13 protein-coding genes and 1 pseudogene are annotated in these 15,798 nt (G+C 70.9%); 12 read left to right on the top strand and 2 right to left on the bottom strand.

What is annotated here, in order from left to right; translation table 11 throughout:
* Window positions 1-69 precede the first annotated feature (69 nt).
* On the top strand, window positions 70-693 hold the full coding sequence (locus AC5Y43_RS13160; RefSeq protein ID WP_499973017.1) for a transglycosylase family protein: 624 nt from the start codon (window positions 70-72) through the stop codon (window positions 691-693).
* 60 nt (window positions 694-753) lie between these two features.
* Here AC5Y43_RS13160 and AC5Y43_RS13155 read toward each other — a convergent pair whose 3' ends face one another.
* On the bottom strand, window positions 754-1,902 hold the full coding sequence (locus AC5Y43_RS13155) for an FAD-dependent oxidoreductase (RefSeq protein WP_499973013.1): 1,149 nt from the start codon (window positions 1,900-1,902) through the stop codon (window positions 754-756).
* 42 nt (window positions 1,903-1,944) lie between these two features.
* On the opposite strand from AC5Y43_RS13155, the gene AC5Y43_RS13150 reads away from it, so the two are divergent.
* From AC5Y43_RS13150 to AC5Y43_RS13100, 11 genes and pseudogenes are all read left to right on the top strand, one after another.
* Entirely contained in the window at window positions 1,945-3,204 is a 1,260-nt protein-coding gene (locus AC5Y43_RS13150) for a saccharopine dehydrogenase family protein (protein WP_499973011.1), read from the top strand.
* Window positions 3,205-3,268: 64 nt separating this feature from the next.
* On the top strand, window positions 3,269-5,902 hold the full coding sequence (locus AC5Y43_RS13145; protein ID WP_499973009.1) for a valine--tRNA ligase: 2,634 nt from the start codon (window positions 3,269-3,271) through the stop codon (window positions 5,900-5,902).
* A complete protein-coding gene (gene folC, locus AC5Y43_RS13140) occupies window positions 5,899-7,308 on the top strand; it encodes a bifunctional tetrahydrofolate synthase/dihydrofolate synthase (protein WP_499973007.1) in 1,410 nt (469 codons plus the stop codon). The genes AC5Y43_RS13145 and folC overlap by 4 nt, the downstream gene beginning before the upstream one ends.
* A complete protein-coding gene (locus tag AC5Y43_RS13135; RefSeq protein WP_499973006.1) occupies window positions 7,305-7,661 on the top strand; it encodes a DUF4233 domain-containing protein in 357 nt (118 codons plus the stop codon). The genes folC and AC5Y43_RS13135 overlap by 4 nt, the downstream gene beginning before the upstream one ends.
* A 40-nt stretch (window positions 7,662-7,701) precedes the next feature.
* On the top strand, window positions 7,702-8,112 hold the full coding sequence (gene ndk, locus AC5Y43_RS13130) for a nucleoside-diphosphate kinase (RefSeq protein ID WP_499973004.1): 411 nt from the start codon (window positions 7,702-7,704) through the stop codon (window positions 8,110-8,112).
* Window positions 8,113-8,415: 303 nt separating this feature from the next.
* Entirely contained in the window at window positions 8,416-11,172 is a 2,757-nt protein-coding gene (gene rne, locus AC5Y43_RS13125; protein ID WP_499973001.1) for a ribonuclease E, read from the top strand.
* Window positions 11,173-11,353: 181 nt separating this feature from the next.
* On the top strand, window positions 11,354-11,665 hold the full coding sequence (gene rplU, locus AC5Y43_RS13120; protein ID WP_067158787.1) for a 50S ribosomal protein L21: 312 nt from the start codon (window positions 11,354-11,356) through the stop codon (window positions 11,663-11,665).
* A gap of 13 nt (window positions 11,666-11,678) precedes the next feature.
* Window positions 11,679-11,936, top strand: coding sequence for a 50S ribosomal protein L27 (gene rpmA, locus AC5Y43_RS13115; RefSeq protein ID WP_499972998.1), 258 nt, complete (start codon window positions 11,679-11,681; stop codon window positions 11,934-11,936).
* 89 nt (window positions 11,937-12,025) lie between these two features.
* Window positions 12,026-13,480, top strand: coding sequence for a GTPase ObgE (obgE, locus tag AC5Y43_RS13110; protein ID WP_499972996.1), 1,455 nt, complete (start codon window positions 12,026-12,028; stop codon window positions 13,478-13,480).
* Window positions 13,477-14,589, top strand: a complete 1,113-nt coding sequence (gene proB, locus AC5Y43_RS13105; protein ID WP_499972995.1) for a glutamate 5-kinase — start codon at window positions 13,477-13,479, stop codon at window positions 14,587-14,589. The genes obgE and proB overlap by 4 nt, the downstream gene beginning before the upstream one ends.
* A 164-nt stretch (window positions 14,590-14,753) precedes the next feature.
* Window positions 14,754-14,912: pseudogene (locus AC5Y43_RS13100) on the top strand (cytochrome P450); the annotation flags it as partial.
* Here AC5Y43_RS13100 and AC5Y43_RS13095 read toward each other — a convergent pair.
* A complete protein-coding gene (locus AC5Y43_RS13095; protein ID WP_499972993.1) occupies window positions 14,909-15,748 on the bottom strand; it encodes an SIR2 family NAD-dependent protein deacylase in 840 nt (279 codons plus the stop codon). The pseudogene AC5Y43_RS13100 and the gene AC5Y43_RS13095 sit on opposite strands and share 4 nt — an antisense overlap.
* Between the last annotated feature and the right edge of the window lie 50 nt (window positions 15,749-15,798).

Here is a 15,798-nt window from a genome sequence, read left to right as displayed (position 1 = left end):
CACCAACCAAGCCCCTGACCGACGTCTGTGGGTCTGTTTTGGCGCGCGCGCACCGCGAAAGGAAGAAATTTGAAGAACGTCCGCAAGACGCTCATCCTCGCCGCGATCACGGGCACGCTGGTGACGGTGCCTTCCGCCACCGCCACCGCCGAACCGATGGGCCTGGACCCGAACGTTCCCGCCGCCGAGGCCGCCCCCGACGCGCCCCCGCCCCCGGCTCCCGACGCCCCCGCGCCGGCTCCCGTCGGCTTCGACCCGAACGTTCCCCCGCCGCCCCCGGTTCCGGACGCTCTGGCGCCGATGGACGGCGCCGACGTGCCTCCCGCGCCGGTGGGCTTCGACCCGAACGTTCCGCCGCCGCCGCCGGGCCCGGACGCCCCGCCGCCGGCCCCCGCGGGCTTCGACCCGAACGTTCCGCCGCCGCCGGGCCCGGACGTCCCGCCGCCGCCGGTGCACCAGGCGTACAGCGTCAACTGGGACGCCATCGCGCAGTGCGAGTCGGGCGGCAACTGGGGGATCAGCACCGGCAACGGTTTCTCCGGTGGCCTGCAGTTCACCTCGAGCACCTGGCACTCCAACGGCGGCGCCGGGTCGCCGGCCAACGCGAGCCGCGAGGAGCAGATCCGGGTGGCCGAGAACGTGCTGCACTCGCAGGGCATCGGGGCCTGGCCGGTCTGCGGCCGCCGCGGCTGACCACACGTAGTAGCGACAGAGCGCCGGGCCTCAGGCCCGGCGCTTTGTCGTCTGCGCGGCTCAGGTGGGTAAGACGAAGGCCGACCGCGCCGCCACCGTTGCCAGATGCCGGGTGAACAGGGATTCGGGCACGAGCGCGGTCGCGCGGCTGGCGGCGGCACTGAGCAACGCCGGCCGCAGGTTGATAACCCGGCCGATCAACGCCGACTCGCGCACCAGGGACCGGGTCCGCGGCCGGCGGAATGCGGCGAACCGGGCGAAAGCCGTCGGCAGGTCGGTGGTCCGTTCGACGAAGGCCCCCAGAATCGCCGCGTCCTCCAACCCCTGACAGCCGCCCTGGCCCAGATGCGGGCGCATCGGATGTGCCGCGTCGCCGACGAGCACCACCGCTCCGCGTGCCCAGTGCCGGGCGGAGTCACGGTCGTAGAGGTCGTTGCGCAAGACGTCGGCGGGCGGCGTGGCCGCCAGCAAGCTCGGGATGGGTTCGGGCCAGCCGGCCAGCTTCGCCCGCAGGTAGTGCAGCTCTCCCTCGGGCGACAGCCGCCCCTCGGGCGCGCGTTCGGTAGCGAACCAGTACGTGCGGTCGCCTCCCATCGGGACGTGGCCGACCTCCACCCCGGGTCCGAGCGTCTCGCCTGCCAGCACCGGGTCCATGGCGCAGGCGGCGATCCCGCGCCAGGCCGTGTAGCCCACGTAGCGGTGGGTCAGCGGGCCGTTGAGCCAGTGCGAGACCATCGAGCCGATGCCGTCGGCCCCGATCACGGCGTCGACATCACGGACCGTGCCGTCCGACAATCCGATCCGCACCCCGCCGGCGGCGGCAACGACCCCGGTGGCCGCCACCCCGCGCTCGACCGTGCCCTCGCGGACCCCCGCGAGGAGGACGTCGCGCAGCACCGAGCGCTGTACGACGACCAACGGCTCGCCGAGTGCGCTGACCAATCGCTCGGCTGCGGGGTGACGCAGCCAGGAACCGTCGCGCCAGCGCAACGCGCCCGCGGTGACACGGCCGCCGGCGGCACGGACCGCGTCACCGAGCTCGAGGGTGTCGAGTGCCGCCAGCGCGTTGGGCCAGATGCTGATGGCGGCGCCGGTCGAGGTGTCGGTGCGCTCTTCGATGACTCTGACCTCGTGACCCCGCCTCTGCAGCGCGACGGCGGTCGCCAGGCCCGCGATGCCGGCCCCGATCACCAGGATTCGCGGCGCCATGGCCTGAACTTAGCCCGCGATCCCCGGAGTAGCGTCGGCCCAATGACCGCAACGCCGCGCGAGTTCGACATCGTGCTGTACGGGGCGACCGGCTTCGTCGGCAAGCTGACCGCCGAATACCTGGCTCGCGCTGGGGCGGGCGCGCGGATCGCGCTGGCCGGCAGGTCGCCGGACCGGCTGCGCGCCGTTCGCGACACCCTGGGCGAATCCGCGCGGGACTGGCCGATCGTGACCGCCGACGCCTCGTCGCCGTCGACCCTGGACGAGATGGCCGCCCGCACGCGCGTCGTCGTCACGACCGTGGGGCCCTACATGCGCTACGGACTGCCGCTGGTGGCCGCCTGCGCCGCTGCCGGCACCGACTACGCCGACCTGACCGGCGAGGCGCTGTTCGTCCGCGAAAGCATCGACCTGCACCACAAGCAGGCCGCCGACACCGGCGCGCGCATCGTGCACTCCTGCGGGTTCGACTCGGTCCCCTCGGATTTGAGCGTGTATGCGCTATACCGGGTGGCCCAGGGCGACGGCGCCGGCGAGCTCGGCGACACCCATTTCGTGGTGCGCTCGATGGCCGGCGGGCTGTCCGGCGGCACCATCGCGTCGGGGGTGGAAATCATGGCCGCCGCATCGAGCGACCCCGAGGCGCGCCGCCTGCTCACCGACCCCTACACGCTGAGCACCGATCGCGGCGCGGAACCCGAGCTCGGCCGCCAGCCCGACCTGCCGTGGCGCCGGGGCCGCTACATCGCGCCGGAACTGTCCGGCGTGTGGACCGCGGGATTCATGATGGCCCCGTACAACACCCGGATCGTGCGGCGCAGCAACGCCCTGCTGGACTGGGCGTACGGCCGGCGATTCCGCTACGAGGAGAACATGGGCGTCGGATCGTCGGTCATCGCGCCGGTGGCCTCGGCGCTCGTCAGCGGCGTCGGCAACGCGACGCTCGCGCTGGGCAGCCGATTCTTCCGGTTCCTGCCGCGCCGCGTGGTCGAGCGGGTCCTCCCCAAGCCCGGCACCGGCCCTAGCGAGAAGACCCGCGAACGCGGCTTCTACAAGATCGAGACCTACACCACGACCACAACGGGCGCGCGTTACGTGGCCCGCATGGAGCAGCGCGGCGACCCGGGCTACAAGGCCACCTCGGTGCTGTTGGGGGAGTGCGGACTGGCGCTCGCGCTGGACCGCGACAAACTTCCCGATCTGGCCGGGGTGCTGACGCCGGCCGCGGCGATGGGTGACGCGCTGCTGGCGCGATTCCCGGCCGCGGGGATCTCGCTGCGGACCGAGCGCCTGGCCGGGTAAGCGCGGATCACCTGCGGTTTCGGGCGCTTACACACCGGCAAACGGCGCTCCCTAGAATTGACCGGTGACCGCCACCCCCCGCCCCGCCGCCGACCTGCCCAAGTCGTGGGATCCGGCCGCGATGGAGGGCGCGATCTACCAGAAATGGCTGGATGCGGGCTACTTCACCGCGGATGCGAGCAGCGCCAGGCCCGGCTACTCGATCGTGCTGCCGCCGCCGAACGTGACCGGCAGCCTGCACATGGGCCACGCGCTGGAACACACCATGATGGACGGGCTGACCCGGCGCAAGCGCATGCAGGGCTACGAGGTGCTGTGGCAGCCGGGCATCGATCACGCCGGCATCGCAACCCAGAGTGTGGTGGAAAAGCAGCTTGCCGCCGACGGCAAGACCAAGGAGGACTTCGGTCGGGAGCAGTTCGCCGCCTTGGTGTGGGACTGGAAGCGTGAGTCCGGTGGAGCCATCGGCGGGCAGATGCGCCGGCTGGGCGACGGCGTGGATTGGAGTCGCGACCGGTTCACCATGGACGAGGGCCTGTCGCGCGCGGTGCGCACCATCTTCAAGCGGCTCTACGACGGCGGGCTGATCTACCGGGCCGAGCGCCTGGTGAATTGGTCACCGGTGCTGCAGACCGCGATCTCGGACCTCGAGGTGAACTACCTCGAGGTCGAGGGCGAGCTGGTGTCGTTCCGCTACGGCTCGCTGGACGACGCGCACCCCCACATCGTGGTGGCCACCACGCGGGTCGAGACGATGCTGGGCGACACCGCGATCGCCGTCCATCCCGACGACGAGCGCTACCGCGACCTGGTCGGAACCACCCTGCGGCACCCCTTCGTCGATCGTCAGCTCGCCGTCGTCGCGGACGAGCACGTGGACCCCGAATTCGGCACGGGCGCAGTCAAAGTCACGCCCGCGCACGACCCCAACGACTTCGACATCGGGCTGCGTCACGAGCTGCCGATGATCTCCATCATGGACACCGGGGGCAAAATCAGCGGCACCGGAACGCAATTCGACGGGATGGACCGCTTCGAGGCCCGCGTCGCGGTGCGCGAAGCCCTGGCCGCGCAGGGCCGGATCGTCGAGGAGAAACGGCCCTATTTGCACAGCGTCGGGCATTCCGAGCGCAGCGGCGAGCCGATCGAGCCGCGGCTGTCGCTGCAATGGTGGGTCCGGGTGGAATCGCTCGCGAAGGCCGCCGGCGACGCGGTCCGCAACGGCGACACCGTGATTCATCCCGCCAGTCTGGAGCCCCGCTGGTTCGCCTGGGTCGACGACATGCACGACTGGTGCATCTCGCGGCAGCTGTGGTGGGGCCATCGGATCCCGATCTGGTATGGGCCCGACGGCGAACAGGTGTGCATCGGCCCGGACGAGACACCGCCGGAGGGCTGGGAGCAGGACCCCGACGTGCTCGACACCTGGTTCTCCTCGGCGCTGTGGCCGTTCTCCACGCTGGGCTGGCCGGAAAAAACCCCCGAGCTGGAAAAGTTCTATCCGACAAGCGTTCTGGTCACCGGCTACGACATCCTGTTCTTCTGGGTCGCGCGGATGATGATGTTCGGCACCTTCGTCGGCGACGACGACGCGATCACGCTCGGCGGCCGCCGCGGCCCGCAGGTGCCGTTCACCGACGTCTTTCTGCACGGACTGATCCGTGACGAATCCGGCCGCAAGATGAGCAAGTCCAAGGGCAACGTCATCGACCCGCTGGACTGGATGGAGACGTACGGGGCCGACGCCGTGCGGTTCACCCTGGCCCGCGGTGCCAGCCCCGGCGGCGACCTGTCGGTGGGCGAGGACGCCGTGCGGGCGTCGCGCAGTTTCGTCACAAAGCTGTTCAATGCCACCCGCTTCGCGCTGCTCAACGGGGCCGCACCGGCGCCGTTACCACCCCCGACCGACCTGACCGATGCCGACCGCTGGATCCTGGGACGCCTGGAAGAGGTTCGCGCCGAGGTCGATTCGGCCTTCGACGGCTACGAATTCAGCCGGGCCTGCGAATCGCTCTACCACTTCACCTGGGACGAATTCTGCGACTGGTACGTCGAACTGGCCAAAACCCAGCTCGCCGAGGGCCGCGCGCACACCACCGCGGTGCTGGCCGCGGTGCTCGACACGCTGCTGCGGCTGCTGCACCCGGTCATCCCGTTCGTCACCGAGGCGCTCTGGCAGGCGCTGACCGGTGCGGAGTCGCTGGTCATCGCCGACTGGCCGGCACCGTCCGGGGTCAGCCTGGATCCCGTTGCGGCCCAGTCGGTTAGCGATACGCAAAAGCAGGTGACCGAGATACGCAGGTTCCGCAGCGATCAGGGTCTGGCGGACCGCCAGAAGGTGCCGGCCCAGTTGGCCGGCGGCGGTCAGCTGAGCGCACAGGTCATGGCCCTGACCTCCCTGACCGCACCGGGTCCCGGCTTCAATCCCTCGGCGTCCCTGGAGATCCGCCTCGGCGCTGAGACGAAGGTCGTCGAGATCGACACCTCGGGCACCATCGACGTCGCGGCCGAGCGTCGCCGCCTGGAAAAGGATCTGTCCGCGGCGCAAAAGGAGCTGGCGTCCACGGCCGCCAAGCTGGCCAACGATGATTTTCTCGGCAAGGCACCCGAACACGTCGTCGCCAAGATCCGCGACCGGCAGCGCGTGGCGCAAGAGGAAGCCGATCGGATCACCGCGAGGCTGGCCGCGCTGCAATGAGTTTGGTGCCTCCCACACCCGACGAGATCGCGTCCCTGCTGCAGGTCGAGCATCTGCTGGACCAACGCTGGCCCGAAACGCGCATCGAGCCGAGCCTGACCCGGATCAGCGCGCTGATGGACCTGCTGGGGTCGCCGCAGCTGAGCTACCCGTCCATCCACATCGCGGGCACCAACGGCAAGACCTCGGTGGCGCGGATGGTCGACGCGCTGGTGACCGCGCTGCACCGGCGCACCGGCCGCACCACCAGCCCCCACCTGCAATCGGCGGTCGAACGCATCGCGATCGACGGCCGGCCGATCAGCCCCGCCCAGTATGTGGCGACGTACCGCGAGATCGAGCCGTTCGCGCAGATGGTCGACGCGCAATCGCAAGCTGACGGCGGCCCGGCGATGAGTAAGTTCGAGGTCCTCACCGCGATGGCGTTCGCCGCGTTCGCCGACGCGCCCGTGGACGTCGCGGTGGTCGAGGTCGGCATGGGCGGTCGCTGGGACGCCACCAACGTGATCAACGCGCCGGTGGCGGTGATCACCCCCGTCGGCATCGACCACGTCGAGTACCTCGGCGGCGACCTCGCCGGCATCGCCGGGGAGAAGGCCGGCATCATCCACCGGGCACCCGACGGCGCGCCCGACACCGTGGCCGTCCTCGCGCGCCAGGCGCCGGAGGCGATGGAGGTGCTGCTGGCCCAGACCGTGCGCGCCGACGCGGCGGTCGCCCGCGAGGATTCGGAGTTCGCGGTGCTGGGCCGCCAGGTCGCCGTCGGCGGGCAGGTCCTGCAGCTGCAGGGCCTCGGCGGGGTGTACTCCGACATCTACCTGCCGCTGCACGGCGAACACCAGGCGCACAACGCGGCGGCCGCTCTGGCGGCGGTCGAGGCGTTTTTCGGGGCGGGCGCGCAGCGCCAACTCGACGTGGATGCGGTCCGGGCCGGCTTCGCCGCGGTCACGAGCCCCGGCCGGCTGGAGCGCATGCGCAGCGCGCCCACGGTGTTCATCGACGCCGCCCACAACCCTGCCGGCGCGGCCGCGCTGACACACGCGCTGGCCGCCGAATTCGACTTCCGCTACCTGGTCGGCGTGCTCAGCGTGCTGGCCGACAAGGACGTCGACGGCATCCTCGCCGCGCTCGAGCCGGCGTTCGACGCCGTCGTCGTGACCCACAACGGCTCGCCGCGCGCACTGGACGTCGAGGCGCTGTCGCTGGCCGCGCGCGAGCGGTTCGGGCCCGATCGGGTAACGGCGGCCGAAAACCTGCGCGACGCCATCGATGTCGCGACCGCCCTGGTCGACGAGGCCGCGGCGGAAAGCGAGGCGGGGGAGGCCTCCGGCACCGGGATCGTCGTCACGGGCTCCGTCGTCACCGCCGGCGCCGCGCGCACCCTGTTCGGCCGGGACCCGGCATGACCGCCCAGAGCCCGCCGCCCGCCGACCCGTGGAAGAGCTTCGGGGCGGTGATGGCCGCGACGCTGATCCTGGAGGCGATCGTGGTGCTGCTGGCGATCCCGGTGGTGGGCGCCGTCGGCGGCGGGCTGACGGCCGCGTCCCTGGCCTACCTGGTCGGCCTGGCCGTGGCGCTGATCCTGCTGGCCGGGGTGCAGCGCCGGCCCTGGGCGATCTGGGCGAACCTGAGCCTGCAAGTGGTCGTCCTCGCCGGCTTCGCGATCTACCCGGGGATCGGGTTCATCGGGGTGCTGTTCGCGGGGGTGTGGGCGTCGATCGCGTACTTCCGGGCCGAGGTCAGGCGCAGGCAGCAGTAAGGCGGCGGGAAACCCCAGCACGTTCTGTACGCTGTCGGCCGTGACCGAACGGACGCTGGTACTGATCAAGCCTGACGCCGTCGAGCGCCACCTGATCGGCGAGATCATCAGCCGCATCGAGCGAAAAGGCCTCACCATCGCGGCGCTGCAGCTCCGGCACGTCGAGGAGGAACTCGCCGCCCAGCACTACGCCGAGCACGAGGGCAAGCCCTTCTTCGGGTCGTTGCTCGCGTTCATCACCTCGGGGCCGGTGGTGGCCGCGGTCGTGGAGGGACCGCGCGCGATCGCCGCGTTTCGGCAGGTCGCCGGCGCCACCGACCCGGTGGAAAAGGCCACGCCCGGCACGATCCGGGGTGATTTCGGGCTGGAGACGCAGCTCAACCTGGTGCACGGGTCCGATTCGCCCGACTCGGCCAAGCGCGAGATCGCGCTCTGGTTCCCCGAGGTTTAGCGGGGTTTGCCGCGGGTCCGCTCGGGTGCGGGTGGGCACGCCGGGTGATGTGGGATACTGGCTGCGGGTGAACGTCGCCGGACCGGCGTCGGACACCCGAATGAAGACTTAGGCAAGCGCGACCATCGCCATCCCGCGGTGTTGCGCCGCATGTCAGGCCGACATTCAGCACGGCGCCGAGTGGGTTCACCTTGAGCCGCCCGGGGCGAGACCATCACAAGCCTGGGAGAAGCGACCCGGGCGCATAGCGAGCCCTCGCGTGGCCGCGTCGAAGCGACGCGCCCGGGGGCTAAAGGAGAATACGTGGTAGACAGCGCGCCACCCACAGACCCATCACACGAGCCGGGCCGGCATGAGGACCTGCCGGACCGCCTGAGGGTCCATCAGCTGGCCCGGGCGCTGGGCGCCACCAACACCGAGGTCCTCGAGGCGCTCACCACGCTCGACGGGCGGGCCCGCAGCGTGCATTCCGGCGTGGACCGCGAGGACGCGCTTCGCGTGCGCGACCTGATCTTCGCCAAGCCCCTGAAGCACATTCCGGGCTTCTCCAGCGCACCCGCCCCAGTCACCTCGCGGCCCGCGGCCCGGCCGGCGACGGGCTCGCCGACCGATCCGCCGCAGTACATGCCGCTGTTCGTCGCGCCGCAGCCGAGGGACACCGACGAGCGCGGCGATGCCGGCGACGACTCAGACGACACCGACGACACCGACGACGACCGGGATGATCAGGACGACCAGGGCGACCGGCCGGCCAACCGGCGGCGCCGTCGCGGCCGCCGCGGGCGGGGACGCGGCCGCGGCGAACAGGGCGGAGCCGACGGCCAGGACTTCGGTGACGACGGCGACGAGGACGACGACGCCGACGACACCGACGACGACACCGACGACGAGAACGGTGCGGAGGGTGCCACTCGCCGCCGCCGGCGACGCCGGCGGCGCAAGTCGGGGGCCGGCGACGACAACGACGAGGCCCCGTCGCCCGACGACCCGCCCAACACCGTGGTGCACGAGCGCCCCGCGCGGGGCGGCAAAAATGGTGGAGACGCCGAGGAAGGCCCCAAGGGCTCCCGGAACGCCGAGATCAAGGGCATCGACGGCTCCACCCGCCTGGAGGCCAAGCGGCAACGCCGCCGCGACGGGCGCGACGCCGGCCGCCGGCGCCCACCGGTGCTGACCGAGGCCGAGTTCCTGGCGCGCCGCGAAGCCGTCGAACGGACGATGATCGTGCGCGACCGGGTCCGCACCGAGCCGCCCCACCCCGGCGCCCGATACACCCAGATCGCGGTGCTCGAGGACGGCATCGTCGTCGAACACTTCGTGACCTCCGCCGCCTCCGCGTCTCTGGTCGGCAACATCTACCTCGGGATCGTGCAGAACGTGCTGCCCTCGATGGAGGCGGCCTTCGTCGACATCGGCCGCGGCCGCAACGGCGTGCTCTACGCCGGCGAGGTCAACTGGGAGGCCGCCGGGCTGGGCGGGTCCGACCGCAAGATCGAGCAGGCCCTCAAGCCCGGCGACTACGTCGTGGTCCAGGTCAGCAAGGACCCGGTCGGGCACAAGGGCGCCCGGCTGACCACGCAGGTGTCCCTGGCCGGGCGCTACCTGGTCTATGTGCCGGGCGCGTCGTCGACCGGGATCAGCCGCAAGCTGCCCGACACCGAACGCCAGCGGCTGAAGGAGATCCTGCGCGAGGTGGTGCCGTCGGACGCCGGGGTGATCATCCGCACCGCGTCCGAGGGGGTCAAGGAGGAGGACATCCGCACCGATGTCGGTCGCCTGCAGGAACGCTGGCAACAGATCGAGGCCAAGGCGACCGAGACCAAAAAGAAGGCCGCCGGTGCCGCAGTGTCGCTCTACGAAGAGCCCGACGTGCTGGTCAAGGTCATCCGGGACTTGTTCAACGAGGACTTCGCCGGCCTGATCGTGTCCGGCGACGAGGCGTGGAACACCATCAACGAGTACGTGAATTCCGTTGCTCCCGAACTGGTTTCGAAGCTGACCAAGTATGCTCCCGCCGCCGGGCCGGAGGATGCGACTGGGCCGGACGTGTTCGCGGTGCACCGCATCGACGAGCAGCTCGCCAAGGCGATGGACCGCAAGGTGTGGCTGCCGTCGGGCGGCACGCTGGTGATCGACCGGACCGAGGCGATGACGGTGATCGACGTCAACACCGGCAAGTTCACCGGATCCGGGGGCAACCTCGAGCAGACCGTCACCAAAAACAACCTCGAGGCGGCCGAGGAGATCGTGCGGCAGCTGCGGCTGCGTGACATCGGCGGCATCGTGGTCATCGACTTCATCGACATGGTGCTGGAGTCCAACCGCGACCTGGTGTTGCGTCGGCTGACCGAGGCGCTGGCCCGCGACCGCACCCGCCATCAGGTATCCGAGGTGACGTCGCTGGGCCTGGTCCAGCTGACCCGCAAGCGGCTGGGGACCGGGCTGATCGAGGCGTTCTCGTCGTCGTGCCCGAACTGCGGGGGCCGCGGCATCCTGCTGCACGGCGATCCGGTCGATTCGGCGCCGTCGAACGGGCGCAAGTCCGAGTCCGGCGGGCGCCGAAGCCGGCGCTCCAAAAAGAAGGGGGCCGAAGAGCCGGCCGTGGCCAAGGTGCCCGCGCACGCTCCCGGTGAGCACCCGATGTTCAAGGCGATGGCCGCGGCCGGACAGGGCGACGCGGGCGAGGAATCCGGGGAGCCCGGTGACGGCGAGGTCACGGACGAGGCCCGCGAGGTCGCCGATGCCGATGAGGCCGCTGTCAGGCCGGAGGACTTCGAGGGCGCCGAAGAGGGCACCGACGAGGACGCCGAGGACCTCGACGACGATGACGACCTCGACGATGACGACGAGGACCTCGGCGATGACGACGACCTCGACCTGGACGGCGATGACGACGACTCCGACGACGACACCGACGACATAGACGACACCGACGATCTGGACGAGGATTCCGACTCCGACGATGACTCCGCGCGCGAGGGCGACGGGTCGCCCTTTGCCCGGCCCCGGCGTCGCCGCGCCGCCGGCCGACCCGCCGGGCCGCCGATGCACACGGACTGACCTGCGGCCCGGGGCCGGTTTGACCCTGTAGCCGCTGGTCACGTACCCTTGGACAGTTGTCGTCAGGCCGGGTTCGGCCGACGAGCGGGACACCGGACCCGCACCCCAGACCCACTAAGCAATGTCCGAGCGCACGCAGGTTGGCACGCGCGCGCGACGCGAGAAAGAGGCAGGAGCACCGATGGCGACCTACGCAATCGTCAAGACCGGCGGCAAGCAGTACAAAGTCGCCGTCGGAGACGTCGTCAAGGTCGAGAAGCTCGACTCCGAGCCAGGTGCCAACGTCACGCTGCCCGTCGCCCTGGTCGTCGACGGCGCCAAGGTCACCAGCGACGCCGCCGCGCTGGCCAAGGTCGCGGTGACCGGCGAGGTGCTCGAGCACACCAAGGGCCCCAAGATCCGGATCCACAAGTTCAAGAACAAGACCGGCTACCACAAGCGTCAGGGCCACCGTCAGCAGCTGACGGTCCTGAAGGTCACCGGAATCAAGTAGCAAAGGCGACGAAATGGCACACAAGAAGGGCGCTTCCAGCTCGCGCAACGGTCGCGATTCCGCCGCGCAGCGCCTCGGCGTGAAGCGGTTCGGCGGCCAGGTCGTCCAGGCCGGCGAGATCCTGGTCCGCCAGCGCGGCACCAAGTTCCACCCCGGCGCCAACGTCGGGCGGGGCGGCGACGACACGTTGTTCGCCAAGCAGGCCGGCGCGGTCCAGTTCGGCGAAAAGCGCGGCCGCAAGACCGTCAGCATCGTCGGGTCGACCGACTGAGCGCCGCGAGCGTGCACCCACTGCGATAATTCGAGGCACATCTCGCAGTAGCTGCACGTTCGGCGAGCGAGACGGGTGAGAGGATCCCGATGCCTCGGTTTGTCGACCGCGTCGTGGTCCACGCGCGGGCGGGTTCGGGCGGCAACGGCTGCGCGTCGGTCCGCCGCGAGAAATTCAAGCCGCTGGGCGGCCCCGACGGCGGCAACGGCGGCCGCGGCGGCAGCATCGTCCTGGTCGTCGACCCGCAGGTGCACACGCTGCTGGACTTCCATTTTCATCCGCACATCACCGCGCCCTCGGGCAAGCAGGGGATGGGCAACAACCGCGACGGCGCCGCCGGCGCCGACCTGGAAGTCAAGGTCCCCGACGGCACCGTCGTGCTGGACGAAAACGGCCGGCTGCTGGCCGACCTGGTCGGCTCCGGAACCCGGTTCGAGGCGGCTGCCGGCGGGCGCGGTGGGTTGGGCAACGCCGCGCTGGCGTCGCGCGCACGCAAGGCCCCGGGCTTCGCGCTGCTCGGCGAGCCGGGCCGGGCCCGCGACCTGACGCTGGAGCTCAAGACGGTCGCCGACGCCGGGCTGATCGGGTTCCCCTCTGCCGGGAAATCCTCACTGGTGTCGGCGATCTCGGCGGCCAAACCCAAGGTCGCCGACTACCCGTTCACCACGCTGGTGCCCAACCTCGGTGTGGTCTCGGCGGGCGAGCGCACCTTCACCATCGCCGACGTGCCCGGCCTGATCCCCGGCGCGTCGCAGGGCCGCGGGCTGGGGCTGGAATTCCTCCGGCACATCGAACGGTGCGCCGTGCTGGTGCACGTGGTGGATTGTGCCACCGCCGAACCGGGCCGCGACCCGATCTCCGACATCGACGCGCTGGAGGCCGAGCTCGCCGCGTACACCCCGACCCTGCAGGGTGACGCCGCCCTGGGCGACCTCGCCGAGCGGCCACGCGCGGTGGTGCTCAACAAGATCGACGTACCCGAGGCCCGCGAGCTCGCGGAATTCGTCCGCGACGAGATCGCCGAGCGCGGCTGGCCGGTGTTCCTGGTGTCGACGGTCGCGCGAGAAGGGCTGCAGCCCTTGGTTTTCGGGCTCTGGCAGATGATCTCGGACTACAACGCCGCGCGGCCGCCGATCGTGCCGCGACGGCCGGTGATCCGTCCGGTTCCCGTCGACGACAGCGGCTTCGCCGTCGAGCCGGACGGGCAGGGCGGGTTCGTCGTCACCGGCGCGCGGCCCGAGCGCTGGGTCGGCCAGACCAACTTCGACAACGACGAGGCGGTGGGGTACCTCGCCGACCGCCTGGCGCGCCTCGGCGTCGAGGAGGAGCTGCTGCGGCGGGGTGCGCGACCGGGCTGCGCGGTCACCATCGGGGAGATGACGTTCGACTGGGAGCCGCAAACCCCTGCGGGACAACACGTTGCGCTGTCGGGCCGGGGCACCGATGCGCGGCTGGAACGCAGCGATCGCGTCGGCGCCGCCGAACGCAAGGCCGCGCGGCGGCAGCGCCGGCAGCAGGACCCCGAAACCGGTGGGGCCTCGTGAGCGCGCATCGCGAAGCCGTCCGGACCGCGCGCAGCCTGGTGGTCAAGGTCGGTACCAACGCGCTGACCACGCCAACGGGGGTGTTCGACTCCGGCCGGCTGGCCGGGCTGGCCGAGGCCATCGAGGCGCGGATGAAGGCGGGCACCGACGTCGTCATCGTGTCGTCGGGTGCCATCGCCGCGGGCATCGAGCCGCTCGGATTGTCCCGCCGCCCCAAGGATTTGGCGACGAAACAGGCCGCCGCCAGCGTCGGACAGGTCGCACTGGTGAACTCGTGGAGCGCGGCATTCGCCCGGTACGGCCGCGCGGTCGGGCAGGTGCTGCTGACCGCGCACGACATCTCCGTGCGGGCCTCGCACACCAACGCCCAGCGCACCCTCGACCGGCTGCGCGCGCTGCACGCTGTCGCGATCGTCAACGAGAACGATACGGTGGCCACCAACGAGATCCGGTTCGGCGACAACGATCGGCTCTCGGCGCTGGTGGCGCATCTGGTCGGCGCCGAGGCGTTGGTGCTGCTATCCGACATCGACGGTCTCTACGACTCCGACCCGCGAAAAGCGAGGGGCCCCGTACCCGCCCGTTTCATACCCGAGGTGTCCGGTTCGGCGGATCTGGACGGCGTGGTCGCGGGCCCGGGCAGCGACCTGGGCACCGGTGGGATGGCCTCGAAGATGTCCTCGGCGCTGCTGGCCGCCGACGCCGGGGTCCCGGTGCTGGTGGCCGCCGCGGCCGACGCCGCGACCGCGCTCACCGACGCCTCGAGCGGCACGGTGTTCGCCGCGCGGCCGCAGCGGATGTCGGCGCGCCGGTTCTGGGTGCGTTACGCCGCCGAGGTGACCGGTTCGCTGACGCTGGACGAGGGCGCGGTGCGCGCCGTGGTGGGGCAACGCCGCTCGCTGTTGGCCGCGGGCATCACGACGATCTCGGGCCGCTTCTACGCCGGGGACGTCGTCGAGCTGCACGGACCGGACGCGGCCATGGTCGCCCGCGGCGTGGTGGCCTACGACGCCGCCGAACTGGCCACCATGATCGGTCGCTCGACCGCCGATCTGCCCGGTGAGTTGCGCCGGCCCGCCGTGCATGCCGACGACCTGGTCGCCGTCTAACGGCGAGCAGACGCAGAATCGCACGATTCGTTCTTCGAACATGCGATTCTGCGTCTGCTCGCGGTAGGTGGCGCGCTATCAGTCGGGCAACATCGGCATGAGATACAGGGCGCGCCAAATGATTTGGGACAGCGCCTCGGCGAGCTCGGCGTCGTAGGACGCCGGGGGTGCACTTCTGCCTCGGGGCGCACGTGGCCCGCGCGCAGCTGCGGGCGATCGTCGGCGAGTTGCTGCGACAGCTGCCGGACATCCAGGCGGGCGAACCGTCTTATGTGGCAGGCAATTTCATCCACGCTTTCCGCAGCATGCTCTGCAACTTCTAGACTGCCCCGGCCAGCGCCCCGCCTAGCTCCGTAACCAATAGAGTCAGCAATTCCGAGCAGCCGCCGTCCACCTTGACGGTGGCCAGGTCGTCGCCGCGGGTGGGCCCCCGGTTGACGATGGCGACCGGGACGCCCCGCGCCGCGGCGTGCCGCACGAACCGGTACCCGGAGAACACGGCCAGCGACGAGCCCGCCACCAACAGCGCGTCGGCTCCATCGAGAACCGAATACGCCTTCGCCACAACGTCTTTGGGCACACTTTCGCCGAAGTAGACGATGTCCGGCTTGAGCATGCCGCTGCAGACCGGGCAGTCGAGATACCGAAACGACGCGGTGTCGGCGATGACGGCGTCGGCGTCGGGGGCCACCGCCAGCCCGCCCAACACCTCGGCGCGCTCGATAAATCCCGGGTTGAGCGCCTCGAGCCGTTCGGCGAGCGCGGCGCGGCTCATCCCGTGACCGCAGCCCAGACAGACCACCCGCGCGTAGGTGCCGTGCAGGTTGACGACGGTGCGGCTGCCGGCCTTGGTGTGCAACAGGTCGACGTTCTGCGTGATCACGCCGGTCACCACCGACGCGCGCTCGAGCGCGACCAGCGCCCGATGTCCGGCGTTGGGCAGCGTGTCGTGCATGTGGCGCCACCCGACGTGGTTGCGCGCCCAATAGCGCTGCCGGAACACCGGATCCGAGGTGAACTGGCGGATGGTCATCGGATTGCTCGGCGGCGAATCCGGTCCCCGATAGTCGGGAATGCCCGAGTCGGTCGAGATCCCCGCCCCCGTCAACACCGCGACCCGGCGACCGGCCAGCAGCCAGACCAGCTCCGGGGATTCCATAGCCTCGAGGGTAAGCGCTTATCGCCGTTGGGGCGAAGCGACCATGGCCG

This window comes from Mycobacterium sp. NGS57, assembly GCF_059812405.1.
This window is presented reverse-complemented; position numbering and strand designations above follow the sequence as displayed.

What these genes read in the sequence shown, in the direction of transcription:
- AC5Y43_RS13155 (WP_499973013.1), bottom strand. Translation starts at nt 1,902, where the DNA reads ATGGCGCCGCGAATCCTGGTGATCGGGGCCGGCATCGCGGGCCTGGCG.
- AC5Y43_RS13150 (WP_499973011.1), top strand. Translation starts at nt 1,945, where the DNA reads ATGACCGCAACGCCGCGCGAGTTCGACATCGTGCTGTACGGGGCGACC.
- folC (WP_499973007.1), top strand. Translation starts at nt 5,899, where the DNA reads ATGAGTTTGGTGCCTCCCACACCCGACGAGATCGCGTCCCTGCTGCAG.
- AC5Y43_RS13135 (WP_499973006.1), top strand. Translation starts at nt 7,305, where the DNA reads ATGACCGCCCAGAGCCCGCCGCCCGCCGACCCGTGGAAGAGCTTCGGG.
- rplU (WP_067158787.1), top strand. Translation starts at nt 11,354, where the DNA reads ATGGCGACCTACGCAATCGTCAAGACCGGCGGCAAGCAGTACAAAGTC.
- rpmA (WP_499972998.1), top strand. Translation starts at nt 11,679, where the DNA reads ATGGCACACAAGAAGGGCGCTTCCAGCTCGCGCAACGGTCGCGATTCC.
- obgE (WP_499972996.1), top strand. Translation starts at nt 12,026, where the DNA reads ATGCCTCGGTTTGTCGACCGCGTCGTGGTCCACGCGCGGGCGGGTTCG.
- AC5Y43_RS13095 (WP_499972993.1), bottom strand. Translation starts at nt 15,748, where the DNA reads ATGGAATCCCCGGAGCTGGTCTGGCTGCTGGCCGGTCGCCGGGTCGCG.